This window comes from Pseudanabaena sp. PCC 9330 (assembly GCF_055795045.1).
Map to the genome: position 1 here is coordinate 21,872 of NZ_JAYFES010000110.1, position 22,246 is coordinate 44,117.

Annotated in this window: 32 protein-coding genes; 14 read left to right on the plus strand and 18 right to left on the minus strand. The window is 53.2% G+C overall.

Annotated elements, in window-relative coordinates:
• Positions 1-153: 153 nt before the first annotated feature.
• The 3 genes from AC0QKW_RS16045 to AC0QKW_RS16055 form a co-directional block, all read right to left on the minus strand.
• Positions 154-513: a hypothetical protein gene (locus AC0QKW_RS16045; RefSeq protein ID WP_473152090.1), complete on the minus strand. Its 360-nt coding sequence runs from the start codon at positions 511-513 to the stop codon at positions 154-156.
• Positions 514-1,002: 489 nt separating this feature from the next.
• On the minus strand, positions 1,003-1,518 hold the full coding sequence (locus AC0QKW_RS16050) for a DUF1499 domain-containing protein (protein WP_473152091.1): 516 nt from the start codon (positions 1,516-1,518) through the stop codon (positions 1,003-1,005).
• A 288-nt stretch (positions 1,519-1,806) separates the two neighbouring features.
• Complete coding sequence (locus AC0QKW_RS16055; RefSeq protein WP_473152092.1) at positions 1,807-2,103, minus strand: hypothetical protein; 297 nt, start codon at positions 2,101-2,103, stop codon at positions 1,807-1,809.
• Between the two features lie 405 nt (positions 2,104-2,508).
• On the opposite strand from AC0QKW_RS16055, the gene AC0QKW_RS16060 reads away from it, so the two are divergent.
• Entirely contained in the window at positions 2,509-2,982 is a 474-nt protein-coding gene (locus tag AC0QKW_RS16060; RefSeq protein ID WP_473152093.1) for a hypothetical protein, read from the plus strand.
• A gap of 98 nt (positions 2,983-3,080) precedes the next feature.
• On the opposite strand, the gene AC0QKW_RS16065 is transcribed toward AC0QKW_RS16060, so the two are convergent.
• The 10 genes from AC0QKW_RS16065 to AC0QKW_RS16110 form a co-directional block, all read right to left on the minus strand.
• On the minus strand, positions 3,081-3,332 hold the full coding sequence (locus AC0QKW_RS16065) for a hypothetical protein (RefSeq protein ID WP_473152094.1): 252 nt from the start codon (positions 3,330-3,332) through the stop codon (positions 3,081-3,083).
• A gap of 862 nt (positions 3,333-4,194) precedes the next feature.
• The gene (locus tag AC0QKW_RS16070) at positions 4,195-4,449 is read right to left on the minus strand and encodes a ParE family toxin-like protein (protein WP_473152095.1); all 255 of its coding nucleotides are present in this window, start codon (positions 4,447-4,449) and stop codon (positions 4,195-4,197) included.
• 39 nt (positions 4,450-4,488) lie between these two features.
• Complete coding sequence (locus AC0QKW_RS16075; protein WP_473152096.1) at positions 4,489-4,614, minus strand: DUF7682 family zinc-binding protein; 126 nt, start codon at positions 4,612-4,614, stop codon at positions 4,489-4,491.
• Positions 4,615-4,826: 212 nt separating this feature from the next.
• Complete coding sequence (locus AC0QKW_RS16080; protein ID WP_473152097.1) at positions 4,827-5,396, minus strand: hypothetical protein; 570 nt, start codon at positions 5,394-5,396, stop codon at positions 4,827-4,829.
• A 49-nt stretch (positions 5,397-5,445) separates the two neighbouring features.
• Positions 5,446-5,781 (minus strand): hypothetical protein, encoded by a 336-nt coding sequence (locus AC0QKW_RS16085; protein WP_473152098.1) that lies wholly within the window; start codon positions 5,779-5,781, stop codon positions 5,446-5,448.
• A 283-nt stretch (positions 5,782-6,064) separates the two neighbouring features.
• Entirely contained in the window at positions 6,065-6,283 is a 219-nt protein-coding gene (locus AC0QKW_RS16090) for a hypothetical protein (RefSeq protein ID WP_473152099.1), read from the minus strand.
• A 28-nt stretch (positions 6,284-6,311) separates the two neighbouring features.
• A complete protein-coding gene (locus tag AC0QKW_RS16095; protein ID WP_473152100.1) occupies positions 6,312-6,575 on the minus strand; it encodes a hypothetical protein in 264 nt (87 codons plus the stop codon).
• A gap of 209 nt (positions 6,576-6,784) precedes the next feature.
• Entirely contained in the window at positions 6,785-7,165 is a 381-nt protein-coding gene (locus tag AC0QKW_RS16100; RefSeq protein WP_473152101.1) for a hypothetical protein, read from the minus strand.
• A gap of 67 nt (positions 7,166-7,232) precedes the next feature.
• Positions 7,233-7,583 carry a hypothetical protein gene (locus AC0QKW_RS16105; RefSeq protein ID WP_473152102.1) on the minus strand — a complete coding sequence of 117 codons (351 nt, stop codon included), beginning with the start codon at positions 7,581-7,583 and terminating at the stop codon, positions 7,233-7,235.
• A 44-nt stretch (positions 7,584-7,627) separates the two neighbouring features.
• Entirely contained in the window at positions 7,628-8,281 is a 654-nt protein-coding gene (locus AC0QKW_RS16110; protein WP_473152103.1) for a hypothetical protein, read from the minus strand.
• A 257-nt stretch (positions 8,282-8,538) separates the two neighbouring features.
• Between AC0QKW_RS16110 and AC0QKW_RS16115 the strand changes: the two genes are divergently transcribed.
• Positions 8,539-8,727: a ribbon-helix-helix domain-containing protein gene (locus tag AC0QKW_RS16115; protein WP_473152104.1), complete on the plus strand. Its 189-nt coding sequence runs from the start codon at positions 8,539-8,541 to the stop codon at positions 8,725-8,727.
• 27 nt (positions 8,728-8,754) lie between these two features.
• Here the strand turns inward: AC0QKW_RS16115 and AC0QKW_RS16120 are convergent, their stop codons facing one another.
• Complete coding sequence (locus AC0QKW_RS16120) at positions 8,755-9,243, minus strand: RidA family protein (RefSeq protein ID WP_473152105.1); 489 nt, start codon at positions 9,241-9,243, stop codon at positions 8,755-8,757.
• Between the two features lie 367 nt (positions 9,244-9,610).
• Between AC0QKW_RS16120 and AC0QKW_RS16125 the strand changes: the two genes are divergently transcribed.
• Genes AC0QKW_RS16125 through AC0QKW_RS16140 form a run of 4 tightly spaced genes read left to right on the plus strand, consistent with a single transcriptional unit; the run spans position 9,611 to position 10,788 of the window.
• Positions 9,611-10,174, plus strand: a complete 564-nt coding sequence (locus AC0QKW_RS16125; protein WP_473152106.1) for a hypothetical protein — start codon at positions 9,611-9,613, stop codon at positions 10,172-10,174.
• Positions 10,175-10,176: 2 nt separating this feature from the next.
• Positions 10,177-10,428: a DUF4258 domain-containing protein gene (locus AC0QKW_RS16130; protein WP_473152107.1), complete on the plus strand. Its 252-nt coding sequence runs from the start codon at positions 10,177-10,179 to the stop codon at positions 10,426-10,428.
• A gap of 2 nt (positions 10,429-10,430) precedes the next feature.
• Positions 10,431-10,637 (plus strand): DUF2283 domain-containing protein, encoded by a 207-nt coding sequence (locus tag AC0QKW_RS16135; RefSeq protein WP_473152108.1) that lies wholly within the window; start codon positions 10,431-10,433, stop codon positions 10,635-10,637.
• A 25-nt stretch (positions 10,638-10,662) separates the two neighbouring features.
• Entirely contained in the window at positions 10,663-10,788 is a 126-nt protein-coding gene (locus tag AC0QKW_RS16140) for a hypothetical protein (protein WP_473152109.1), read from the plus strand.
• Positions 10,789-11,142: 354 nt separating this feature from the next.
• On the opposite strand, the gene AC0QKW_RS16145 is transcribed toward AC0QKW_RS16140, so the two are convergent.
• Entirely contained in the window at positions 11,143-11,748 is a 606-nt protein-coding gene (locus AC0QKW_RS16145) for a PTPA-CTERM sorting domain-containing protein (RefSeq protein WP_473152110.1), read from the minus strand.
• A 358-nt stretch (positions 11,749-12,106) separates the two neighbouring features.
• Between AC0QKW_RS16145 and AC0QKW_RS16150 the strand changes: the two genes are divergently transcribed.
• Positions 12,107-12,352: a hypothetical protein gene (locus AC0QKW_RS16150; protein WP_473152111.1), complete on the plus strand. Its 246-nt coding sequence runs from the start codon at positions 12,107-12,109 to the stop codon at positions 12,350-12,352.
• Between the two features lie 103 nt (positions 12,353-12,455).
• On the opposite strand, the gene AC0QKW_RS16155 is transcribed toward AC0QKW_RS16150, so the two are convergent.
• Complete coding sequence (locus AC0QKW_RS16155; protein WP_473152112.1) at positions 12,456-12,692, minus strand: hypothetical protein; 237 nt, start codon at positions 12,690-12,692, stop codon at positions 12,456-12,458.
• Positions 12,693-12,770: 78 nt separating this feature from the next.
• Here AC0QKW_RS16155 and AC0QKW_RS16160 point away from each other — a divergent pair, with 78 nt between their 5' ends.
• Entirely contained in the window at positions 12,771-13,100 is a 330-nt protein-coding gene (locus AC0QKW_RS16160; RefSeq protein ID WP_473152113.1) for a S24 family peptidase, read from the plus strand.
• 69 nt (positions 13,101-13,169) lie between these two features.
• Here AC0QKW_RS16160 and AC0QKW_RS16165 read toward each other — a convergent pair whose 3' ends face one another.
• The gene (locus tag AC0QKW_RS16165; protein ID WP_473152114.1) at positions 13,170-13,346 is read right to left on the minus strand and encodes a DUF4278 domain-containing protein; all 177 of its coding nucleotides are present in this window, start codon (positions 13,344-13,346) and stop codon (positions 13,170-13,172) included.
• Positions 13,347-13,979: 633 nt separating this feature from the next.
• On the opposite strand from AC0QKW_RS16165, the gene AC0QKW_RS16170 reads away from it, so the two are divergent.
• The 6 genes from AC0QKW_RS16170 (at position 13,980) to AC0QKW_RS16195 (ending at position 21,642) form a co-directional block, all read left to right on the plus strand.
• Complete coding sequence (locus AC0QKW_RS16170; protein WP_473152115.1) at positions 13,980-15,290, plus strand: Y-family DNA polymerase; 1,311 nt, start codon at positions 13,980-13,982, stop codon at positions 15,288-15,290.
• 64 nt (positions 15,291-15,354) lie between these two features.
• Positions 15,355-16,755 (plus strand): transglutaminase domain-containing protein, encoded by a 1,401-nt coding sequence (locus AC0QKW_RS16175; RefSeq protein WP_473152116.1) that lies wholly within the window; start codon positions 15,355-15,357, stop codon positions 16,753-16,755.
• A gap of 141 nt (positions 16,756-16,896) precedes the next feature.
• Positions 16,897-18,615 (plus strand): gamma-glutamyltransferase, encoded by a 1,719-nt coding sequence (ggt, locus tag AC0QKW_RS16180; protein ID WP_473152117.1) that lies wholly within the window; start codon positions 16,897-16,899, stop codon positions 18,613-18,615.
• 190 nt (positions 18,616-18,805) lie between these two features.
• Positions 18,806-19,849 carry a protein kinase domain-containing protein gene (locus AC0QKW_RS16185; protein ID WP_473152118.1) on the plus strand — a complete coding sequence of 348 codons (1,044 nt, stop codon included), beginning with the start codon at positions 18,806-18,808 and terminating at the stop codon, positions 19,847-19,849.
• A 12-nt stretch (positions 19,850-19,861) separates the two neighbouring features.
• The gene (locus AC0QKW_RS16190; protein ID WP_473152119.1) at positions 19,862-21,010 is read left to right on the plus strand and encodes an HNH endonuclease domain-containing protein; all 1,149 of its coding nucleotides are present in this window, start codon (positions 19,862-19,864) and stop codon (positions 21,008-21,010) included.
• Positions 21,011-21,165: 155 nt separating this feature from the next.
• A complete protein-coding gene (locus AC0QKW_RS16195) occupies positions 21,166-21,642 on the plus strand; it encodes a cupin domain-containing protein (RefSeq protein ID WP_473152120.1) in 477 nt (158 codons plus the stop codon).
• Positions 21,643-21,792: 150 nt separating this feature from the next.
• Here the strand turns inward: AC0QKW_RS16195 and AC0QKW_RS16200 are convergent, their stop codons facing one another.
• Positions 21,793-22,239, minus strand: coding sequence for a hypothetical protein (locus AC0QKW_RS16200; RefSeq protein ID WP_473152121.1), 447 nt, complete (start codon positions 22,237-22,239; stop codon positions 21,793-21,795).
• Positions 22,240-22,246 lie beyond the last annotated feature (7 nt).

A 22,246-nucleotide genomic window follows, 5' to 3' on the forward strand; every position in this document is an offset into this window, starting at 1 on the left:
TGCCCCTGGCGGCGCACTCCATAGAGAGTTTACTTATGGAAAACAAGGCGGTGGCCCGCAGGTTGCGGAGGGTCACGGCCTATACTCCTTACCGGAGTAAATTTGGAACCATAAAAAAACCCGACAGAGGCCGTAGACTCTGCCGGGAGAAACCTAAACCGCAGCCTGAACCAGAACGCGAGCACCCCGACGCTTGCCTAGAGTGCCCTTGCCGGTGACCAGCAGAGGAGTGGCACCGCTGGGAGCCGGAAACCACAGAGCCAGCTTGGCTGCTAACTCTGGGCTGGCCTGGAATGTGACCCACCGGTAGCCAGGCGCTGTAGAGCACTCGCCTGCCTGCTCGATAACTGCACCCTGGGCCTGAAGCCGCTCGATCGCCTGGGCGCTGCCGCTGACTGGGATGCCCCAGAGACAGTAACACCCGGCCCCGAGGGAGCGCCAGAACCGGACAGACGCCCACGAGCGGGGAACCTTGGCACCGGAGACAAGCGAGAGCTGTTGACGTGTAAACATGGCTGAATCTGCCGAAACTACAGCCGTTCTTCCCCGGTGCGATCGCCTCATACAGAGCGAGGGCTACTAGTGCCAGCGGCCTAAGCGACTCCCTTGGCACCAGCCCAAGCTCTAGCCTGGTGCCCTAGTGGAGCGCAGCACCAAGGGAGGGCCTTAGACGGTATTGAAGTCCTACCGATCACTCTGGAAAGGCCCGGAATAGGCGAGGCTGGCGCGGGTTGTTGTAGGGATAATGCCGACGGCTGGCTGTGGAGAGCATAAGCCGCCTAACGTGGGGCACTGTCTCGGGATTCCGGCCTAGCGATCGCAGTGGAATAGCACGCCGTGAACGGTTGCTTGAGCTTGGGGTGGGGGCTTTATGGAGCAGATTGGCTAAGAGTAAGGGCGGTACGAGAGCACGGGCCTTGTTCCTTCAGAGAGGGTGTGTTCTGAGGGAGATAAAGTGCGGTGCTCTTTCAGATCGGCATTGCCAACGCAGACTACGACTTTCTAAACACCCAAGTCATTCAATGCAAAGCGAATTTGCTCCAACCGTCGTCTATTCACGCCTAGATCGGATTCTCCCAATCGGGCTGCTGCTCGAACGTGGATGACTGGCTCATTCTCTGGAAAGTAAAATTCAGTATCGTCTATAAACCCCAGAAGTCGGCTGGTGGACTTCACTCGGATGTAACTCTCCTGCTGCGTTACAATCTCAGTCCGGGGCACAACTCCCAGCACTTTAGTTAGCAACTCCCGAGCGTCTTCTCTGCTGCCTGTATAGGCAATCGGCGCAATTGCATGGTCTTGGTCAGCCCCCTGGCTCACGACACAGTTGGACGTTGATGGGCAGGGGAATAGCTTGCCCTCCTGAATCCCTAGTTCAGGTGTCTTTCCTGCGAATATTCCTGATAAGACAGGAATCGCCCCTAGAGACTGAGGAGCAGGCGCTGCGATTGCAAAGGCTGAGGAAGTTGGGAAGATCCACAACGCGATCGCTAAAAGGGACGCAAGGATTGAAGCCATAGGATTTCGTCGAGGTATAACCTCACCATAGGCCAATCAGGCGCGGAGGGGGCAGGCGGTGTGCAGGCCTAGAGCGTGTTTGCTGGGGGCGATCGCAGAGGTTGAGCAAGTGGGATGGCCTGCCCCCTCGGCGGGGCATGGGGCGGGGCTTAGAAGAAAAGCTGGCGGCGAGTAAGGGCGGTGCGGTAGCTCGGCCCGTGTTGCTCCAGCGAGGGTGTTGTTCTGGAGAGAGTGCGATCGCCTTCCTCAATCAATGCAAAAAAAGGGGAGCCGAAGCCCCCCTGAGAACTAGCCCCGCAGCTGCACCCGTGACCCACGAGAAGCAGGCCCCAGAGACACCCGACCACCTGGAACAGTGCAGGGAATGGAAGCCGCAAACGCCCCCGGCCCTGAGGACACCCCACGCACCAGGATGGAGTAACCCACCACCGCTGCCCAGCGAGTGGAGAACTCAGACGGCAGCTCAGCGAACCACACCTCAGCCACGAAGCCGGTAAACGACCTATCGGACTCCCGCCAGTAGCACTCGACCGCACCGAACTCAGTAGCTAAACCCTGAACGAACTCGTAAGAAACTGGAAGCATGACAAAGCACCAACGCAACGCGCTTTCTATACGCCTGCATAGAGCATTCAGCTACCGAGAGTAGGCGCAAGGGCAAGGCAGGCCCAAGAACAGCCGCGCAGCACCTCTCCATCGGCCTGGCGCAGCTTGGGAACCCCTTGCGCCGATTCTAAGGCGTACAATAGCGTCCCCTGCGTTGGTCGCCCAGAGAGGATTCTGCTTATAGCCAGTCAGCGACAAACCCAAAGATGTATTGATTGAACAGGCTTACCTAGCATCCCAAGTGCGATCGCACCCCCAAACCCCTACAGCTGAGCCCTTTGGCGCTAGCACTCATTGAACGACCTGGACATCGGCCTAGCGGCAATAGACATACGCAGCGCAGATGCTTACGATCTACAGTAGCGACTCTAAAATCCACGCCCAATGCCCCCGACCCTGAACGAAACCCTTTCCCTCGAAATTTTTGAACAAATCAAAAGCAAAGCAGGCGCTCCCTTTGACAACACCCATCGAGCTGTGCTGACACTGACTGGAGCAACCTACGTTCAAGGGTTTGTGGTTTTGAATAACGGGCAGTATGAGCCTATCGAACACGCCTGGATTGAACTGGGTGAAGATATTATCGACCCGACGCTACCGCATATAAATAATGCCCGGCAAGAAATCTACTACTTTCCTGCCCAAAGCTTGAGCATCAAGGCATTAAAAGCCTCTATTGCAGAGGCCCAGGAAGATTACCCAGAGGATCCTCCGCTGCCGATTTACGGTGCTCCGCCCTACGAGTATTACGGTGACGTGATGCTAGGGGGAAAAGATTATGTGAATGCTTACCAAGCAGCCGAATCAAAGAGCAAAGAACTCAAGGCAGCTAAAGCAGAACACAAACAAAAAACCTGAAGGCCTATGGTGCCCGTGTCGTTGGTTGCGATCTACAGGGGTAAGCCATTTGGCTTGGGTCGCGGGGATATTTACTTGTAGGCGTATTCGCGATTCATCTATACCGAATCATCTACCCAACCGCAATGTCCACAGTCCCAGTGGATCTGGCCCTCAGTTGCTGTGGGAACAGGCATGTCACAGTTGGGGCACCGCCCAGTAAACAGCGGGTGAACATCCAGCAGCTCTAACTGCTGCTCCCGAACTAACCGTTGCACTGGGTCTAAAATCAGCTCACCATCGTAGTAGCTGGCCCCCTCTGGCTGCCATTGGTCGTCGTACCAAGCCAACGGATCATCGGGAACAGTCACCGCCCTGGTGGCCAATCTGAAGTCTGAGCACCTATCCCCCTCAACGCCACCAGGATGATCAGCACAGACCAGGTAGGGGCTATGGGCGCAATTTTCACAGAGATCGCAGCAGTCAAGCTTCATCAGTACCCGCAGTTCTCAGCCCCAAAAGACCTATTGATCGTACCGTCTGGCTCTAGCGTTGCGCACCAAACACCACCAGCCCGCCAGAGTTGATAGCGGTAGCCACCCTCGACTACAAGGAAGCAAGCAACCCCGATCAGGACAGCACCAACGGCGATCGCCCCCAATACCCGCAGAGGCCGAACCGTAGTAGGCGTAATCGATTGTGTGTCTTTCATTCTGCACCACAGACCTATGTTCGTAGATTGCCCGGATCCCTACAGAGTTGATACATCAGCTTGTCCAATAGCCGAAGAGAGTAGTAGTTAACCGAAAGATAAACTTTGGTATCAACTGGATAAATCCTTTTCTATCAGGAGTATTCTAATAACAAGAGGCGAAGAAAACTTCCCTCGATGTCAAAGGTTCAGTCCCGTTAAACAGGAGGTTTTTATCTCGTTAACGTCTGAATTTATCTTATCAAAATCAACGGTACTCCACTTAGCTGTTGATATTTCCTCCCCTAAAGCTTAGAGAGCACTGCGACAGATACCCAGTGGGTCAACGACCTCAAAAGGCTGTATTGAAGCATCTCTAAATAGCACTACCAATGTGAGGAATTCCCTCTGATCAGCGGTTGAGTGTCGTAAACGGAATATTCCACTTCAAAATTTCGTTTGAATCACATTAATAAATGCCCTGGATTCTGCCGTCAGAATCTGGGGCATTTTGCACTCTATCGACATCAACTATTCAGCTATCAACTCACCTGCCGCTTGTTATTAGCGTAGGCGTTGTAGTCTTCGGGGGAGAGAACCATTAGGGGAGTGATACAGCCTTTCTCTTCTCGGCAAAGCATCCGATAGCGGAGGCCCACCGGAATGCGAACCACCGATTTATCAAAATGCATCCGCTTACCGCTGAGCTTTTGAAAGTGTCTGGCCCTCTCCAGCTCTCCCAGGATATGCCGCGACTTGTTCACCACATGGACAGGTAGCCCTCTGAGGTCCACCACATTCCGCTCAAAGCTGGCCAGCCACTCGTTCCGCCGTTGCTATAGTTCTGCCGCCTCCTGGGCCAGTCTCGCGGCCTCCTGGGCCTCCTGCCGACAGCGGACACACTCTTTGCCGTGGCCTGTGTGGCCACAGGGAAACGTCTTCCTATGCTTTCGTTTGGCCATCGCTCAGCACCCGCAGTGATAATTAATACCCAGCATCTCTACATACTCCTCACCTGTCGTGAGGCTATTCAACCCCCCGCAGATAGAGAAGATGTTTGGTCGCGGCGCTCTATGGCTACCCTACCAAAAGCCCCCAGCGATGCCGGGGGCTTTGTCAAAAATGAAACCGGGGGCAGCTCAGGCGGCGGCTTGGGGTGGATCCACAACTTTCTTCAGTCAGTCGGTAGCCCTTTGATAAAGGCTAGTAGGGTGCTCTGAAGTTCTCGATGAACCCGTAAGCCAAGTTCAGTCATCTGAATTTCAACCACAGTTTCCGATGGATCGATGAGCGAAACTCCCTCCTTATCAACTTCAATCAAGTTGTGCTGAAGCAATCTATCTATCATGTTCTGATACTCTGGAGTTATTTGATCGGGCTTGAGCTGAAGACTACTTTCTCCCAACTCCAGAACAGCTAGTAGATCTTCGCGCCCAAGCTCATTGATCAAATTCATAGCTTCAAAGTCAGAACCTCTAATAAAGCTATCTGCATAAACCTCAATCTCTACTCCAGCGATATTAATCTTGCTTGTCCTTGACAAATTTGACGCAAGATTATCAATCAGACCGCTTATATCTGAATAAAAGAAAATCGAGAGAAAGACAACTGAAAAAGGCCAAACGAATTTACTTAGAAGCTCTATTGTTGATTCATACTTGTCAATCAGAGCGTTAACTAAGAAGCCTCTAAAAATTGATTCCTTGACCTTTTGAGAAGCAGATTCAACATCTTTTACAGCCAAATCAATACACCTCCCAACAGATCTTTAATTAAATGCCTGGGGCAAACTCTTACTCACAGACAATATAACTTCTGCCGTTACTACCAACCATTTTAACTGGATTGGTTCCCGCAGGGCAGACCAAAATTTCTGGGCCATTGAAGCCCGAATCGGTGGCACAATCCATCAAATCACCTAGATTAGCTGAATCGCCATAAAGTCCACCTGCCCATGCAGTGGTCCGAATAGGAGGCGTCAATGTTCTAAAATTCTCAGAAAATGTTTTGACGGTCACGACTACCGAAAACTTATCTCCATCAGATGAATTGTTGTAGTCTTCTATTGCGCGACCAAGATTTTCAAGTGCGGCGACAATCTCGGGAGCATTCTTTACTGTGGCTTCCATGGAAATCACCCTTTTAAGTACAACAACTATCCCTTCATACTTGAAGGGATTCTATGGTGTGGCCAATGCCCTGTCCCACTAGTTGCTTATACCTAATTAAACCACTCTAAAACTTGAAGAGCTTGGTTCCAATACAGCCTGCAAAGCTTCTTTAAGTAATTTAACTTAATTCCTGATCACGCTTTGCCGAAACTAGCCTCTGAAATAGAAGTTGAAGATAGAGTGCATAGGAAAAACGAGCCTATTCTTTGGGTTAACTTACTAGCCAATACTTCAATTTTGCTCATGCAACCTGATTGAGGACGGTGTTCACAGACCAGGCCACTACCACCCGGCCATAGTTCCCCGGCGATTGCTCTCCTTCCGCCTCAAAATGCTGCAACCGCTCGATCGCCATGCCCTCAGCAGGCGCAATCCATTCCTCCCGCTCGACCAGCTCCCAATGGGGCTCACCAAACTCGTTCGCAATCAGTTCTCCACCAACAGCAGCATGAACCACCATTAGAGGGCCGCTGCCATCGTGCCAGGGCTCACGGCTGGGCACTGAGCCCGATCGCCAGGTGGAAGCTCTCTAGAGTTGTCTCAGGCTCTAAAGGTTCGTAGGACTGTACCCGCGCGATCGCCCACCCATGGCCATAGGCTTCAAACTGCTGGCCCACCGCTGGGGCATCCTCACCAAAGGCCAGGTCGTAGTCCTCAATGCTGCCCTCTGGCACATAGCCCTCTGGAGCTTCCCAGCCGCTGGGGATATGGCCAGGAGGATAGACCATCACAGTCTTGATTAGATGCGTCATAGTTCACCTCAACCTCTGAACGTACAAACCCAACGGCCACCACTGCCGGGGGCGCTGCCGGGTTAGCCCTAACCTAAACTGCTGGCCCCATCACCAGGGCAGCAGAAACTGTGAGTGCTGCTGCACCCTTCCAATGGTTCATAATGCTGCTCCTAAACAAAACCCCCGTATCCGGGGGTCAACCTGGTCAGAACGCTAAATTGCCAGGACTACATCATTTTCAGCCCAGCGATCGCCCCTAAGGACTGCAAGTTCTCCAGGCGTTTCCCGCAGGCCATCGGATGTTCTAAGCCCATTGTCTGGGCCAGCTTGCCTACGGTGGTGACGGTGTAGATAGCTCCCTCCTGGAAGGACAGCAGAACCTCATAGAGCCGCCGTTGCCCTAGCGATAGGCTCCCCTTGTACTCAGGATCAACGGAGATGTAGGAGCAGTCTTCTAGCACCCCTGCCTGAGTGTCACCGCAGAGAATCAGCTTTGTTCTGGCAATGTCATCCAGCACCCCCTGCTCAATTTCCAGGCAATCGTAGGCATCGTCATGCTCGTACTCGACGGCCAGGTTCTCTAGGTGATTTAAGCGTGAATAGGTCATAGCGACCTCCAAGGTAAAGACGGGAGGGGAGTACAGAAATACTCCCACATTCTACTCTTATCGACCACTACCACCACGGGAAACGCGAAGCGGGTTGTTCAGAGCGCTCCTCGTCACTGGTATCGTCCTCCTGGTCGTGGGAGTCCTCCAGGTCTTCGCTCTGATCTACCACTGGCGCAGAGCGATAGCGATGTTGCTTGGGATCCCGACTGTCCACGATCCGGCTGGGCTGGTAGGTGTTGAGCAACTGCTCATCATTATCTCGATTCACTCCCGCATCGCGCAGAGCTTTAGTCGTCTTATCAACGTCAGCGGTTGGGATATTAGCAACCCAGTGATCACCGGCATCGTTGCTGATCTCAACCAGGCTTTGGTCTTCAGGTTCTTCTTCAGGCTTGAGCCAACCAAAAAATTTCATCGTTCTTGTCTCACTAAGTTGAAAATGCTTTGTCTGTGGTGGTTCTAGGCTTCACCCGTGTCCTGTATCCGCTTTTTCTTCAGCAGGTTGTAAGTGCCCAACTCGGCCTGGGTTTCGACCTTAAAGCGCCGCACCCCACGCATGGCCCCCTTGGCGCGGAACATATCGAGTTCGGCTTGGGTGAAGTCGTCCTCGACCTCGCCCAGCTGCTCCACAAAGGCTTCGATGTCAGCCATCTCTGCGGCAAGCTGAGTCTGAAGACTGCTGCCCTGGATCTGGAGTAGCGCCAGGGCATTGCCCACCTCATCGGGCATGAACTCCCCGTCGATTACCCCAGCATTGCCCCACTCATGGGAAAACCGCGCCTTGGCATCCTCCACCCAGGCTTTGGAGTCCATGCCCTCACGCTTCACTTTCTGAGCAAAGTCGTCAAAGAGTTCTGCTGCCAGGTCGGTATACAAATGCCCCTTCTTCAATAGCGGTTCTGGGGCTACCCGCTCTAACCACACGTACCAGCGAGTTCTGATAGTGACCTCCTTCACACCAATATCGGAGTAGCGCTCGGCAATCTGTTTAGCGCTGTAGAGGTTGCTGCCTGTGCGCCCTGGTGTGCGATCGCCCTGTGCAGGGGTGTGCGGTTGCACAGTATCTGTTACCTCCTCAATGTGCAGTGGTGCGTACTTGGGTGCGTTTTCCATCCGTGCATTCTCCTTTGGGAAAGTGATAAAACCCTTGAAATCAAAGCATTTTCACCTGTGCGGGTTGCTGCATCGGCCCTGCGCTTGGGGTGTTTGTTCCCCGTGCGGCTGACTGCGCAAAAACTGTGCGCCAGGTGTGCGCCTTCTCTGTTCGATAGCACGGCTGTACTGAAACAGTAAAGTACAGTAATGTACTTTTCATTCCCTGACTTTACTTTCAAGGATTTAGGATGATGGCTATCCCCAGAACAGCCCCTATGCCCACCACCAAAGAAGCGCTCTCGGTCTACCTAGAGCCAGAACTAAAAGAAGACCTAGCCACCATGGCTCAGGAGGAGGATCGCTCGATGGCTTACATCGCTGCGAAAGCCATTGAAAAAGCGGTTCAGGAGTGGAAAGCCTCGAAGCAAAATAAAACCCCCAGAAACGTTCCTGGGGGCGGGTAGGGAGATTTAAGGGATGTGGGCAATTGGCTAGTTCACCGGGGCGTAGAACGTCCCCTCCACCTCAAAGATGTCATCCTGGTTCAGTCGATCCACTTCGATGATGGTGCGGGGTGGGTAGGGGCCATCTCCCCAGAGCTCAGCCTGAATTTTGTTGGCAATGGGACGGTAGCGGTACATATCCGTCACATAGACCACGATTCGCACAGCATCTTGTAGGCTGGCCCCCTCAGACTCCGCAATCAGCTGCATATTCAGAAAGGCTTGTCTAATGCGCCCTTCCTCGTCGGGCACCAGCGTATTGGTGGCTGGGTCAATGCCGCGCATCCCAGCGACAAAGACAAAATCCCCAGCCCGAGTGCCCAGGTTCCAGGTGCCAGTTGGGGTGATGGCCCTCTCTGGCGCGAGCGTTCTAACGCCATTGGGAGAAACCGGGAACTCTTCTTGGGCATTACCTCCGGTGGCAAATGTAGCCCACAGACCCAGACTTGAAGCAAACGCCAAAATGAAACGACTCATAACTTGTAGACTCGATCACACCACCGAGAACTATAAGGACTGCCACAATTCCACCGCGTAGCTGGGATCACCAAACCCAGGATTTTTGAGCCATGGCTCACAAAAAAGCCCCAGAACTTAGTTCAGAGGGCTGGTGTGGGCGTGTTTCTATAGTGCAATTGTACTGCATCAGAGGTGTTCTGGGGTTAACAAACCCCTACATCCGCCCTAGATTAACTAGGACAGGCGGGGACCAGATTCCCCAACAAGCGTCACAGCCTGTAGTCGCCTGACCTCAAGGATTTCAGCTAGTCCACTGAACTGTTCTGGAGTTCACAAAACCTGCTGCTGTGGCTATGGTGTCGAGACAGTCCAGTGGACAACCACCATGTCTCAGTTTGAAAGCGTTCTCGTCGATGAACTGCCGGTTCAAAGCCTGCCCGACCGCTATGGGGTGGCCCGCTCCCAGGTCTACAACCGCATCAAAGCCCTGGGCATCGAAACCATCAAACGCAAGCAGAAAGCCTACGTCAATAAAGACCACCTGGATCTACTCGACCAACTCCACCAGCTGCTACAGCAGGACTACTCCCTCGATTCGGCGGTGCTGCTCATCCTGGGCGACCGTCCTCACCAGCAGGGCATGGTTCACATTCCCCAAGGGGTTGTAGAACAGTCCCACGGGACAGCCGGACAGTTGGAGATGATGCAGGCCTTGATGGCGATGATTGCTCACCAGCAGCCCGCAGCTGCACCCCCAGCTAACCCGCTCTCTCACTTTGAACAACTTCAGGCGATCGCAGACAACGACTGGCGACCCAGCACCAGTGAACTTGCTGAAATCCTTGGCCTCTCCTCGCTCTCTGGGCCAACCTTTGAGCGTTACGGCTTCCGCTTCACCAGGGCTGGGAAGAATGGCGCACAGTCGGCATGGAAAGTGGAGAAGCTGTAGTTATGGACTATCAGCTGACACGTCATGCTGTTGAAGAAATGAGCGATCGCAAGATCCCGCTCCAGTTAGTTGAGATGGTCTTGGCCGATCCAGAGCAGCAGTTCGAGGAAGATGGACTCATGATTTACCAGAGCAGATTCGAGGGGACACAGGGCAAAACCTACCTACTGCGGGTCTTTATCAACACCTCTGTTGCCCCCGCTAGAGTTGTTACCGTTTATAGAACCAGCAAGCTCAACAAGTACTGGAGATAGCCATGCAAGCCAAATATGACTCTGAGGTAGACGTTCTAAGAATCCGTTGGTCAGATGCCCCTATTGATGAAAGCGATGAGGATAAACCAGGAGTCATTCTTGACTACGACAAGGATGGCAACATCGTTGGGGTCGAGATTCTGAATGCCTCTAGACGCATTGAGGACATAGCCCAGCTATCGATCCAGGCCACCCAGGTTTCCCAGTAATCATGACGAAGGAGGAGATCGCCCTATGCCTTCTAAACCCAAAGACTTAACCTGCGGAGACCTGGTGAAGCTCAAAGACCCCTACCATGGCCGCTATGGCTGTGATGCGGTGGTCGAAATTGTCAGCTGTACTCGCTATAAGCTGCTATGAGCCTTGATCTGTTGAGAGGAGATTGGCTAAAACCCTCTCATGCAAAAAAGCTCCTAAATTGTAACGGGCGAGAGCAGAGACCCTGATTACCTAACACATTTTTTAAGCAGCCTCTTGAGATGGCGACTGGCATCTCAAGGCTTAGATTCTAGAGAATCAGATCAGGCATAATAACGGGCTTCAGCCAGTCTCAAAGCAAAATAGGATTTAGGGCCACCAGTGGATAGCGCAAGGGGCATGAGTACTCCTGCCCCTTGCGCTATCCGTTCCATTGAACCAGTACAGCTCGATTCAACAGACCAGCATTTAAGGCTGTTCTCAAGGTTCTAGGAGAGTCTGAGACAGAGCTTCACTTCAGTGACATTGTTCTGCAGATTCCATATTCTTTTGCTGATGCTTACGAATTGCCGCAATCCCCATACCAATTAGACCCGGCAGAAGGGCAGGAGTGGGAATTGGCTCTGGCGGCTGGGCTCCAAACGTCACAGTTCCTAAAAAGATTCCGTCGTTTGTTCCGTACTCAAAGGTTGTTCCTTGTATGCCAAACGATTGGACTGGGTCAGGGATAGAAGTGGATAATAAATTTACAAAATAATTTAATCCAGTGAGAGAGCCATTAGTGAAGATCGCTTGAGGCGTCCCACCTGAAGGAAATAAAAACCCAATGTCGTCCTTTTCAGTGAATGTTTTGCCGAGAAAATCAAATGAAAGACTCTTTAGGCCATTGTCGGGAGATAGAACAATGAGAGGCAAAGTGAAAAGCTCACCAAATGGAAACAAAAAAGTATCATCGTACTGAATGGTGCCATAAAAGGATTGTTCTAGAAGCGTACCACCCGTTATATCAACTTGAAAACTTTCGGTAATTACTGCTGCTGAAGCTGGAGCACAGCCAAGCAAACTTAATGTGATCGCTGCGGCTCCAGTCTTTACCACTCCCACTGTTCTGATATTCAACACAATAACGCTCCTTACATCAGGTTATAGATACTGGTAGATGCAAGGTTATTCTCATAAGGCTATTAAAACTTGTTTGCCAAAGGAATGTAATGAATGATGTATTTCCCAATAAAAACTTGTTTTAGATGAAGAAGAGAGATCGCGACTACCACACCCATCGGATTGCCGTTTAACGCCCACTAGGCAATTGGTTCGTTTACAGGAAAGCATTGAACCCTTCTTATACAAAGGAATTTTTGGGCTGACAAAGGACGAGAATAGAGGCTTGTCGCCTTTTCAGGTAAGAATGCTAGTACTCCCTTGCCCCAGTCTGCGATAGATAGCATGGAACAAGACAGACTCGAAGGGAGAGGCCATATTGATAACCTGGGTCAAGCTATTCCACACCATTGTCTTTGTGGTGATGTTCGGAGTCATCCGGTTCCTGCTGTATTGCGGCCTGACAAATCAGCTCAGAGTATGGACAGTGATCGCCTTCGGCCTCATCAGCATTGAGGTTATGCTCTACGCTGCCAACTGCTTCCGCTACCCCCTGAGAACGTGGGCTGAAAACTTTAGCCCCGCAGGGAAAGCCATACAAGACATCTACCACCAGCCCGTGTAGTAACCATCTCTACGCCGCTGCTTGGGGTCGCCTACCTTCTCCTTGTAGGGCGTTTATTAACGAGATGACAGCAGTAGCGTAAGACAGTCCTACAGACGGTAGATTACTCTGCCTGAATGGACCGATGCTTAGCGATAACCTGGCGCATCTCTTCTCGCACCAGACGATGGAGTTTCGGGTCGGCCTCAAGCGGTTCTGAGAAGTCTGGAGCAATTAGGAAAGCATTGCCGTCTTTATCGAAGGCTAAGCGCATTTCCTTCACGTCCACAAAGGGTTCCAACTCCTTCAAGAGATGGTGGAAGGTGTTGAAAATCTGCCCAGCGTTTTGAGATGAAGCCATAATATTTTAGCTGTCTGGCCAACTATCCTACGTAAACACAGGACAGTCCTACAGGACAACCTAACCACCCCTTTAACTATGGCCTTTCCCGTCCCCGGCGATGCCATCGAGCAAAGCCTAGACCTCAACCACCACCTGATCCACAACCCCGCTGCCACCTTCTTCATGCGAGTCGAGGCAGATATGGCGACTGGCCAGGAGGTGCAACCTGGAGATCTGCTGGTGGTCGATCGCTCTGTGGCTGCCCAGGATGGCTCTCTGGTAGTGGCGGCGATCGCAGGCGTTCTCCAAGTCCTCAAAGTCCAAAAGCACCACGGCAAGCTCGTGCCTGCTGTGGGCTGGACACCAGGGCAAACGCTAGATATGGAAATCTGGGGTGCGGTCACTCACCTAATCCGCAAAGTCTGAGCCATAAAAAACCCCGCTGGCAACAGCGGGGTAGGAGAGGTCGTTGTCTGTTGAGAGGAAATCTATGGCCTAGCGGGTGTAGTGAACGCCGCGATAGGTCAATTCTGAGGGCTGCTGACGCTGGGCAACGGTGAACTGCTTACGAAAGTAGGGACGGCCCATGAAGGTTGCGGTTTCGCCAGTTGCGATTGCATTAACAGCGAGAGGAGAAGTTTCGTAGGATTGGCCGCGATAGGTGAGTTGCATAGCTGGGGGCTCCGAGTGACGGGGGTTTGTCTCAATGAACCTATCGTCGCCTGAACACCCAATTCGCGAGGTGACGGGGGTATTGATGGGCCGGTGACAGTTCTGGCGGGTAAGTGTGAGCAAACCTGACTCTACTGCTGCCTGAGATCACATCAGACCCGAGGTATACGCCAAACGGCGCAACCTAGCCACCTCCCCCAACTCCCTCCTAGACTACGGGCACCAATAGGCTTACAGCGGAGTTCCTGAGAAGATTCTAGAGCGTAGATGCAGCTTGAATACAACCCCCATTGGTGGCGCTGGCCAGTGGGGGTTTTGTTTGCCTTGACGATGGCCCTGGGCTGAGTATGTTTTACGCGGTAGATGCATACCAAAGCCCCCAAATTTTCAGGGGCTTTTCTCTTCCATCACGGTTGATTTCCCACTGGTGCCGTGCCAGTGGGATTTTTTTGAGAACAAGCGTTAACCGGCTGTCCCTAAAGGCAGCAGCTTTACTCTTGGCCTCAGGAAAACAGGACAGTCTCGTAGGACTGTAGGACACTGACCACAGCAGCAGATAGTATAGAGATACTATCGCATCTATCTCTCACTACCGCTAATGCTGTAAATCCCTGTCCTCCGTAGGATCTGGCCATGTTCGCCCTGGTAGATTGCAACTCCTTTTTTGCCTCCTGCGAGAAGGTCTTTCGGCCAGACCTGGAGGGTAAGCCCGTGGTGGTGCTCTCTAACAACGATGGCTGCGTCGTCGCGCGATCGCCCGAAGCCAAACCCCTGGTGGCCATGCAGGCAACCCTGTACTCAATCCAAAACCTGGTGAGCCGGGGCCAGATCCACGCCTTCTCATCCAACCCCGTGCTCTACAAAGACATGTCATGCCGGGTCATACAGACCCTCCAGCACTTCAGCCCGGAGGTCGAGCAGTATTCCATCGACGAAGCCTTCCTAGGTCTGCATGGGTTCACCAAAGCCGACATGGGCGACTACGGCCAAAAGATTCGCTCCACCGTCAGGCAGTGGACGGGCATTCCCGTATCGGTGGGCATCGCTAAAACCAAGACCCTGGCCAAGCTAGCGGCCCACGAGGCCAAGCGCTACCCCAACCTCAACGGAGTCCTCAACTTTGAAACCCTGGCCGACCCAGACGTTGTGCTGGCTGGCCTCGATGTGGGGGAGGTGTGGGGCATTGGCAAGAACCTCAAAGCCAAGCTCAACAGCATGGGCATCAAAACGGTGCTTCAGCTCAAACAGGCCGATGAGCGGGTGATCAAGAAGAAGTTTGGGGTGCTGGGCCTGAGAACCGTATTGGAATTGCGCGGCACCGCCTGCTTCCCTATGGAACCCGTGGCCGCCCCCGTCACCATGCGGATTGTCTCTCGTTCCTTCGGCCACCTGGTGACAGAACTATCCGACATCAAAGAAGCCGTGGCCACCTATACCACCCGCTGCGCTGAAAAGCTGAGGGCCGATGGCCTGGTGGCGGGGCACTTCACTGTCTCCATTCGTACCAGCTACTACCGCCCCGAGAACCAGTATGGAGCGGCCCGCTCTGTGGCCCTCGACCCGCCCACCAACGACACCGCAGTGCTTATCCATGAGGCCATGAAGCTAGCAGAAGCGGCCTTTACCCCCGGCTATGAGTACCTGAAGGCCAAGGTCATCGCCACCGAGCTAACCCCCGTGGGAGAGGTGCAAGGAAGTTTGTTTGCCGCCCCGGTGGACACAGAGAAGCGCGATCGCCTGATGGCAGCAATGGATAACCTTAACCGCAAGCTCAGCCCCGATGTGGTCAAGTTTGGGGCACTGGGCCTAAAGCCCACCTGGGCCATGCGCTCAGACTATTTCTCACAGAGGTATACAACCCACTGGGGAGAACTGCCCACTGTAAAGGCTTGGCAAACGACTCATAAGCAATCAACAAGACTGTCCTGCGAGACTGTCCGATGAGACACCCCTTAAATCCGGGCAACCTAGACTGAAACCTCGTCTCGGTAGTCTCTCTCCAAAAGCCATGCGGTTCTTGTTCCTCAAGCTGCCATCCCTGATCACCAGAACCCTGTTCTACTTGGCAGTCTTTTTGTCCCCGGTGTTAGGCGTATGGCTGGCTTCCTCGCTGGTGGCCTATATCAATGGCCCCAAGCTGCTGACGGTCTTCTCAGGGATTCTGCTGTTTCCCCTGGTGCCCATCCTGTGGGACATGCGGGGCCGCAAGCGGCGCAAAGAGCCTGGGATTCTCACCTGGGGCGATCGCGTGGTGTTGAGGACATTGGTGCTCAACCTGGCCTTTCTCTTCCTGCTGCTGGCCCTACGGCCCCAAACCTCATTCCTCGCCCTGTCTACCCGTGGCGATTGGTTCCTCGACGGCGTGTATAGCCCCCAAGCAGAACTAACCCGCAAAGGACTGTTCACCGCCGCTAGGAGTCTGGAAGGGCTATACCTGCGGTTCCACAAAAATCCCTTCGACGAGTACGCAGACACCACACAGGTGCGGCCTCAGCCCTCTCTCCAACCCAGACCCATAGGACAGACTGGACAGGGTAAGGGGTGGCCCTGGATAGGAGCCGAGCTGCATCCCGCTGTGGTCAACATGCCCGCTAACGCCGAAACCAGCATTGAGGCGGTGGCCCAATACATCGCCAGCCGAGAGAAAGACCCCCTGCTGCGGGTCAAAGCGCTTCATGACTATGTGGCCGACCGCATTGCCTACGATGCCCCCAACTACTTTGCAGGTATCTACCCGCCCCAAGATGCCGAAACTGTCTTCCAGCGCCGGGTGGCCGTCTGCGCGGGCTATGCCAAGCTGCTTGAAGCCCTGGGGCAGGCCATTGGTGAAGAGATTGTCTACGTCACTGGCGACTCCCGCAACTCCACTAGCGATCTTGAAGGTCAGAGCCACGCTTGGAATGCCGCGAAGATCAACGGTCAGTGGCACCTGATCGACCCCACTTGGAACAGTGGCTATGTGAGCCGGGAGAAGGGTTTCACCAAGGCTTACAAAACCGACTACCTGTTCCCACCTCCAGAGGTGATGGGTATCAGCCATTTCCCTCAGGACGAAGCATGGCAGCTGCGGCCCCAGCCCATCAGCCGAGGTGAGTTCTTGCGCCAGCCGATGATGAGAGCCCAGTTCTTTGCTGAGGGGATGAAGCTGGTTGCCCCCATGCGATCGCAGACGGACACTAACCAAACAGCGGTGATCCAACTTCAAAACCCCAATCAGCGCTGGCTTCTCTCTAGCTATTCGCTCAAAGGCTCTACCCAGGCTGAACGCTGTACCGATGGCGCTACCCAAGGCCCGCAGATTACCTGCTCACTACCTACGTCGGGCACCTACGAAGTCAGCTTGTTCAGTGGCGATGAGCAGTATGGAGACTTTGGCTATGTAGGCCAGGTGGAGTTTAATCGACGATAATCCACTGAGCAGTCCTATCAGTCAGTAGGACACTCCAAGATCACACTGTTGAGAGTTGGTGTAAGCAGTTTGATTCGACGCATCCTTGCATCAGCGCTCTGTGTGGGCCTTTGCCTGTTTTTCTGGCTTGGCAGGGCTGGATTGTCCCAAAGCACTCTGGCAGTCGCTACCGGACGAGGGGGCGCTGTAGCTACTGTCGATGCCGATGCTACCCGGATTGGTCTAGAGGTGCTGCGCCGGGGCGGTAATGCCATTGATGCTGCGGTCGCCGCTGCCGCTGCCGTGGGCGTTACCGATCCCTTCTCTGCTGGCATTGGCGGGGGTGGGTTCATGGTCATCTACCTCAAAGACAGCGATCGCGTGATCACCCTCGATGGCCGGGAGCAAGCCCCAGCAGCCACTACCGTAGACCTTTTCCAAGATCCCCAGAACCCTGGCGATCTGCTGCCCTTCTTCCCCAATCGCATTTCCTCGGGAATAGCCGTTGGAGTACCTGGCACCCCCCTAGAGTGGGCCGAAGCCCTCAGCCGCTATGGCACCCTCTCGCTAGCCAAAGCCCTCCAGCCCGCCATCACGCTGGCAGAGAATGGCTTTGTGGTCGATAACACCTTTGCTCAGCAGGTTGAGCAAAACCAGGCCCGCTTTGCCGCATTCACCTCTACCCAAGCGCTGTTTTTACCCAATGGCCAACCCCCAACGGTGGGCACCCGGTTCAAAAATCTTGAGCTGGCCAAAACCTACCGACTCCTGGCTGAGCAGGGGGTGAACGCCTTTTATCGGGGTGAGATTGCTGAGGCAATCGCTCAAACAGTTCAACAGCCGCCGATAGTAGCGACTCCCCCCTTTCAGGTTGTCCCTGGAGCCATGACCCTAACTGACCTCGACCACTACGCTGTGCGTGTGCGGCCCCCCACAATCACTCAATATCGAGGCTATACGCTTTATGGCATGGGCCTGCCCAGCAGCGGCGGCATCACCACCGGGGAAATTCTCAGCATTCTAGAGGGGTTTGACTTAGCCCAGGGCAATCGCATGAAAGCTTGGCACACCGTCATCGAAGCAGAGCGACTGGCCTTTGCCGACCGCAATGCCTACCTGGGCGATCCAGAGTTTGTCGATGTGCCCTTGGTTGGTCTTCAGAACGAGGATTTTATTCAAACTAGGCGGGCAATGGTGGGTGATCGCGCACCCGACAATCCGGACTTCCGCGCCGCCCCAGGCGACCCGCTGCCCTTTCAGACAGACCCCAGCCCCAGTCTGACCGGCCTACCGACAGTGGCTCAGGTACAAGAACAATCGGGCCTATCCACCACTCACCTGGTGGTCACTGATCGCTGGGGCAACCTCGTCTCCTACACCTGCACAATCGAATCTGTTGGCGGCTCTGGCATCGTTGTTCCAGGCTATGGCTTCATCCTCAACAATGAGCTGACAGACTTTGACCCCATCAGCCCCCATCCCAATGCGCCTGAGCCCTACAAACGACCCCGCAGCAGCATGACCCCAACCATCGCCCGCAGCCCCGATGGCACGATGCTGGCCTTTGGCTCTCCGGGTGGCCCCACCATCATTACAACCGTGGCTGGCATTGCCATCAACCTGATCGACTTCGGCCTATCTCTCCCCGATGCGATCGCCGCCCCCCGTATTTCTCAGCGCAACACTGGCATGACCCAAGTAGACAGCCAGCTCGAACAGACCGCACTGGGCAAAGAGTTAGCGGCCCTTGGTCATTCCTTGGCCCATGTACCTGAGATCGGAGCAGCGGTCGGGTTGGTTGTCCAGTCTGACGGTTCTATCCTGGCAGCGGCAGAACCCAACCGACGGGGTGGCGGGGCCGCAATGGTAGTTGAACGCTAGCATCAGGTCATACTTCTCCCAGCGCTACACAACCCATTGGGGGGAGATTCCAACTGTGAAGGTTTGGCAAGTGTTAGGCCGTGAATCAACAAGACTGTCTTACGAGACAGTTCTATAGGACATCTAGAGAACTAGGAACCCTACCCTAGAGAGGGTTAAATTCTCTTTGTTACCCATTCGCCACTCCAGCATGAGCTACTGTTTTCATCCCACTTGCCCTGGTCCAGAGAACGCAGACAATAAAAAAGTCTGTGGTGCCTGCGGTACTGGGCTACTGCTCAAAGATCGGTATAAAGCTAATTCTTTAATTTCAAATGGTACCTTTGTCCGCTCCTTTTCAGGAGTTGATTTACAACACAATAAGCCAGTTTTCATTAAGCAAATTCATTTGCCAGTTGAAATCCTTCGAAATCGACAAAAACGGCAAATAATAAACAGCCTTTTCTCAGAAGCTGCGTTTAAGTTGCATGAGCTAGCTGATATCGAAGGTATTCATACCCCATTAGATTACTCTGCTGTCAGCAACGGACTTTATCTAATCGAAGAATTGGTTGTCGGTCAAACTCTTGAACAAATCATTAAGACTCAAGGCCAATTATCTGAAAAGCAAATCAGAGAGCTGCTATTAAATCTGCTGCCAGCATTGCAGGAGCTTCATCACAAGACACTTTTGCATCGAGATATTAAGCCTGAAAATATTATCTACTCACAAGACTCTGGAAAATTTATATTTACCAACCTCGGGCTTCCACAGATGGTAGCTGAGTATTTGCGAGAAGATATTCCCTCTATCGGAGAATATCTCTTAGGTGATCCTAGCTATTCCGCTCCAGATCAAGTTCAGGGAAAAGCTTCATGTACAAGTGATTTATATAGTCTTGGCGTGGTTTGCCTAGAAGCAGCTACTGGAATTAGTCCTATCGACTTAATGAATATCCAGGGGACGGGGTGGGAGTATCAATCGTATCTCGAATCAAATCCCATTACTCAGCAGCTTCAACAAGTCATTGAGCAACTTGCATGTTCATCTATTCTAGATAGATATACCCATGCATCTGAAGCCTTCGCTGATTTGGCAAAGGATAATAATATATTTTCTGTTGATTTCCTCAAGCAAGTGTCAGCAGTTACAGCGGCAACAGCAGCGACGCCATTCACTCTGTTGCAATCTGGCGCAGAACTTTTAAGTGATACTATTGCCAAATTTCCTAGCAAGAAAAAGAGGTGGTTCTAGCTTGCTGATACGATGATCTCTACTGCCTCAGATAAAGTCATCAGCACCATTCTCAAGCACGATACGAAAGTAACGAGCTACAAGATTGCGCTGCTGCGGGCCATCAACGATGTGGTGCTGACCTACCCCGATCTGAGAACCTACCAGAGCGATGTGGCGGTGCCCCTCAAACTGCTGGCCGAGTTCTGGATCGCCTACTACTGGCCTTTCGTAGACCCCAACGACCCCATCCAGCAGGGGCAACGGGCCAACCGCCAAGGGCAGACCATCAACGACATGGCCTTCAGACTAGCCCTGACCGAACTGAGGCAGCAGTGGGAGCAGGTGATTGGGGGCATGAAAAACCCCGCCGATGGCTTCTTCCTGATCAACGAGCTGCGATCGCCCCGCAAACACCAGCGCTACCCCCAGCCACTCATTGATGCTTACCAGGCTGCCATTGGGGCGATCGCCAAAACCATCGAGATGCCCATTCGCTACGCTGGCCCCGGCAACTGGAGCATCTTCGAGAAACCCCAAGCCTATAACCAGGTCGCCAGCCGGACTGTTGCTGTACCAGGGACAAGGGCAAAAGACCGTTGCCTGGTGATTTCCCTCGACCTCTGGGCCACGTTTCGCCAGATGTCGCTCTGGGTAGAAGCCCTCTGTATCCATGAATGGTGTCTGTTCACCGGCAGAGTGAGCGACCACCACCGGGGCTACATCTACGGCCTGCTGACTTCTCGCCCTGACAACCGCCGCCCGCTGACCTGGGAACGCAACCAGATCGATCTCCTGATTATGGAGGGCACCACCTTTACCTGCCCCTGGACTGAGAAGCCCATCAATCAGGGCACCGCCTACGACCTCGACCACATCCTGCCCATCGCGGTCTACCCCACCAATGAGCTGTGGAACCTGGTGCCCGCTGACCCAGACTTTAACTCCCACAAGAAGCGCGATCGCTTGCCCACGGCTGAGCGGTTGGCGGTGGCCACCCCACACCTGGAGCGAACTTACCTGAGCTATGGGGCTTCAAAGCCCTTGATGGAGGTGCTGCGCGAGGATGTGGCTTTGCGGTTTGCCACGGTTGAGGCGGGTGCTTTCTCAGAAAGTTTGTCTGTGGCAGTTGCGGGTCTGGTTGAGGAAGTAGCTGAGGCCCGAAATCTCGCCAGGTTCTAGCCTGGTTGCCTGACACAATGGCCGCAAGCCTTCGAGGGGGGCAGGAGTTTCCTACGCCACCAAACACGGGTGTTAGGATACTGTCAGTTCTGGCATGAGCATAAATTTGTCGGATCCGACACCTGCTTGCAGTGCTGTAATAGGAAAATTACAGAATGACTGAACCACAACCTTTTCTCTTACGTGCCCATCAGATTGAAGCTAATTTGCAATCATTCTCCCATCCGTGGAATCCTCAATCTGAAATTATCGGTGCCTACTTAGGACGTGCAGTTGGCTTAACACGAGTTGGGGTCAACTTAGCCAAGATTCCTCCTAAAAAAGAATCATTTATTTATCACAGCCACCACCGAGAAGAGGAATGGATTTATATTTTATCTGGCCACGGGGTTGCTGAAATCAATGAGCAAGAGTTTGAAGTCCATCCAGGTGACTTCATGGCGTTTCCTACGCCTTCTGTTGCACATCATCTCCGCAACCCCAGTGATGAGGATCTGGTTTATCTAATGGGAGGTGAAAACCTAGACATTGAAATTGCTGATTTTCCTCGCCTAGGAAAACGCATGTTCCGGCAGGCAGATGCGGTCGAGATTTTCAACCTCTCTGACGTGGAGCCGTTTGGTCCACTGTAGAAAATCTAGCAACCCCGATTGATGTGGACAAAGAACACAGGGTTGCGGTTTGCCACAGGTGACTTGGGCACCTTTTCAGAAAGTTTAGGGGTGGCGGGTCTGGCGAAAAAGGTAGCCGAAGCCCGCCACCTAGCCCGATTTTAGAAAGACTTAGAAACGCTCCCTAACTACATTTGATTTGCCTGACTTATCACCATACTGAGTCCAGATAATTCGAGTTCCAGTGACATCAGACCGTCCAGATTGGACCTCTAGAAAACCTACCACATAGATCTCATCGATATCTCGTCTTCTTCGCAGGCTAGGAATTGCCCCCCACGGCTTATCCTCATCTAATAGGCGTCTTTGAATACGCTGAACACCTGTGACAGTAAATAATCCACCGCTAAGCCGATAAAAGGTGGGTGTTGTAAAATCCGCAGCTGCAAGGCGGTCATCTCGCAATGGGCTGTCATCACCCCAGACCTCTATATAAATGCGATAGAACTCATCTAGATGGTTGACGCTCCAATCTACATCAATCTCAACTCGCATTTCTGCGAAGGTATCATCGAGGATTTCGATTTCTAATCTCGGCTGACCAATAATTCCTGCCATCTTACAC

Bases quoted from the DNA above. Each gene is read 5' to 3' on its own strand.
- AC0QKW_RS16045 (WP_473152090.1), bottom strand. From the start codon at position 513: ATGTTTACACGTCAACAGCTCTCGCTTGTCTCCGGTGCCAAGGTTCCC.
- AC0QKW_RS16050 (WP_473152091.1), bottom strand. From the start codon at position 1,518: ATGGCTTCAATCCTTGCGTCCCTTTTAGCGATCGCGTTGTGGATCTTC.
- AC0QKW_RS16055 (WP_473152092.1), bottom strand. From the start codon at position 2,103: ATGCTTCCAGTTTCTTACGAGTTCGTTCAGGGTTTAGCTACTGAGTTC.
- AC0QKW_RS16060 (WP_473152093.1), top strand. From the start codon at position 2,509: ATGCCCCCGACCCTGAACGAAACCCTTTCCCTCGAAATTTTTGAACAA.
- AC0QKW_RS16075 (WP_473152096.1), bottom strand. From the start codon at position 4,614: ATGGCCAAACGAAAGCATAGGAAGACGTTTCCCTGTGGCCACACAGGC.
- AC0QKW_RS16085 (WP_473152098.1), bottom strand. From the start codon at position 5,781: ATGGAAGCCACAGTAAAGAATGCTCCCGAGATTGTCGCCGCACTTGAA.
- AC0QKW_RS16090 (WP_473152099.1), bottom strand. From the start codon at position 6,283: ATGGTGGTTCATGCTGCTGTTGGTGGAGAACTGATTGCGAACGAGTTT.
- AC0QKW_RS16095 (WP_473152100.1), bottom strand. From the start codon at position 6,575: ATGACGCATCTAATCAAGACTGTGATGGTCTATCCTCCTGGCCATATC.
- AC0QKW_RS16100 (WP_473152101.1), bottom strand. From the start codon at position 7,165: ATGACCTATTCACGCTTAAATCACCTAGAGAACCTGGCCGTCGAGTAC.
- AC0QKW_RS16105 (WP_473152102.1), bottom strand. From the start codon at position 7,583: ATGAAATTTTTTGGTTGGCTCAAGCCTGAAGAAGAACCTGAAGACCAA.
- AC0QKW_RS16110 (WP_473152103.1), bottom strand. From the start codon at position 8,281: ATGGAAAACGCACCCAAGTACGCACCACTGCACATTGAGGAGGTAACA.
- AC0QKW_RS16115 (WP_473152104.1), top strand. From the start codon at position 8,539: ATGCCCACCACCAAAGAAGCGCTCTCGGTCTACCTAGAGCCAGAACTA.
- AC0QKW_RS16120 (WP_473152105.1), bottom strand. From the start codon at position 9,243: ATGAGTCGTTTCATTTTGGCGTTTGCTTCAAGTCTGGGTCTGTGGGCT.
- AC0QKW_RS16125 (WP_473152106.1), top strand. From the start codon at position 9,611: ATGTCTCAGTTTGAAAGCGTTCTCGTCGATGAACTGCCGGTTCAAAGC.
- AC0QKW_RS16130 (WP_473152107.1), top strand. From the start codon at position 10,177: ATGGACTATCAGCTGACACGTCATGCTGTTGAAGAAATGAGCGATCGC.
- AC0QKW_RS16135 (WP_473152108.1), top strand. From the start codon at position 10,431: ATGCAAGCCAAATATGACTCTGAGGTAGACGTTCTAAGAATCCGTTGG.
- AC0QKW_RS16140 (WP_473152109.1), top strand. From the start codon at position 10,663: ATGCCTTCTAAACCCAAAGACTTAACCTGCGGAGACCTGGTGAAGCTC.
- AC0QKW_RS16155 (WP_473152112.1), bottom strand. From the start codon at position 12,692: ATGGCTTCATCTCAAAACGCTGGGCAGATTTTCAACACCTTCCACCAT.
- AC0QKW_RS16160 (WP_473152113.1), top strand. From the start codon at position 12,771: ATGGCCTTTCCCGTCCCCGGCGATGCCATCGAGCAAAGCCTAGACCTC.
- AC0QKW_RS16165 (WP_473152114.1), bottom strand. From the start codon at position 13,346: ATGCAACTCACCTATCGCGGCCAATCCTACGAAACTTCTCCTCTCGCT.
- AC0QKW_RS16170 (WP_473152115.1), top strand. From the start codon at position 13,980: ATGTTCGCCCTGGTAGATTGCAACTCCTTTTTTGCCTCCTGCGAGAAG.
- AC0QKW_RS16175 (WP_473152116.1), top strand. From the start codon at position 15,355: ATGCGGTTCTTGTTCCTCAAGCTGCCATCCCTGATCACCAGAACCCTG.
- AC0QKW_RS16185 (WP_473152118.1), top strand. From the start codon at position 18,806: ATGAGCTACTGTTTTCATCCCACTTGCCCTGGTCCAGAGAACGCAGAC.
- AC0QKW_RS16190 (WP_473152119.1), top strand. From the start codon at position 19,862: ATGATCTCTACTGCCTCAGATAAAGTCATCAGCACCATTCTCAAGCAC.
- AC0QKW_RS16195 (WP_473152120.1), top strand. From the start codon at position 21,166: ATGACTGAACCACAACCTTTTCTCTTACGTGCCCATCAGATTGAAGCT.
- AC0QKW_RS16200 (WP_473152121.1), bottom strand. From the start codon at position 22,239: ATGGCAGGAATTATTGGTCAGCCGAGATTAGAAATCGAAATCCTCGAT.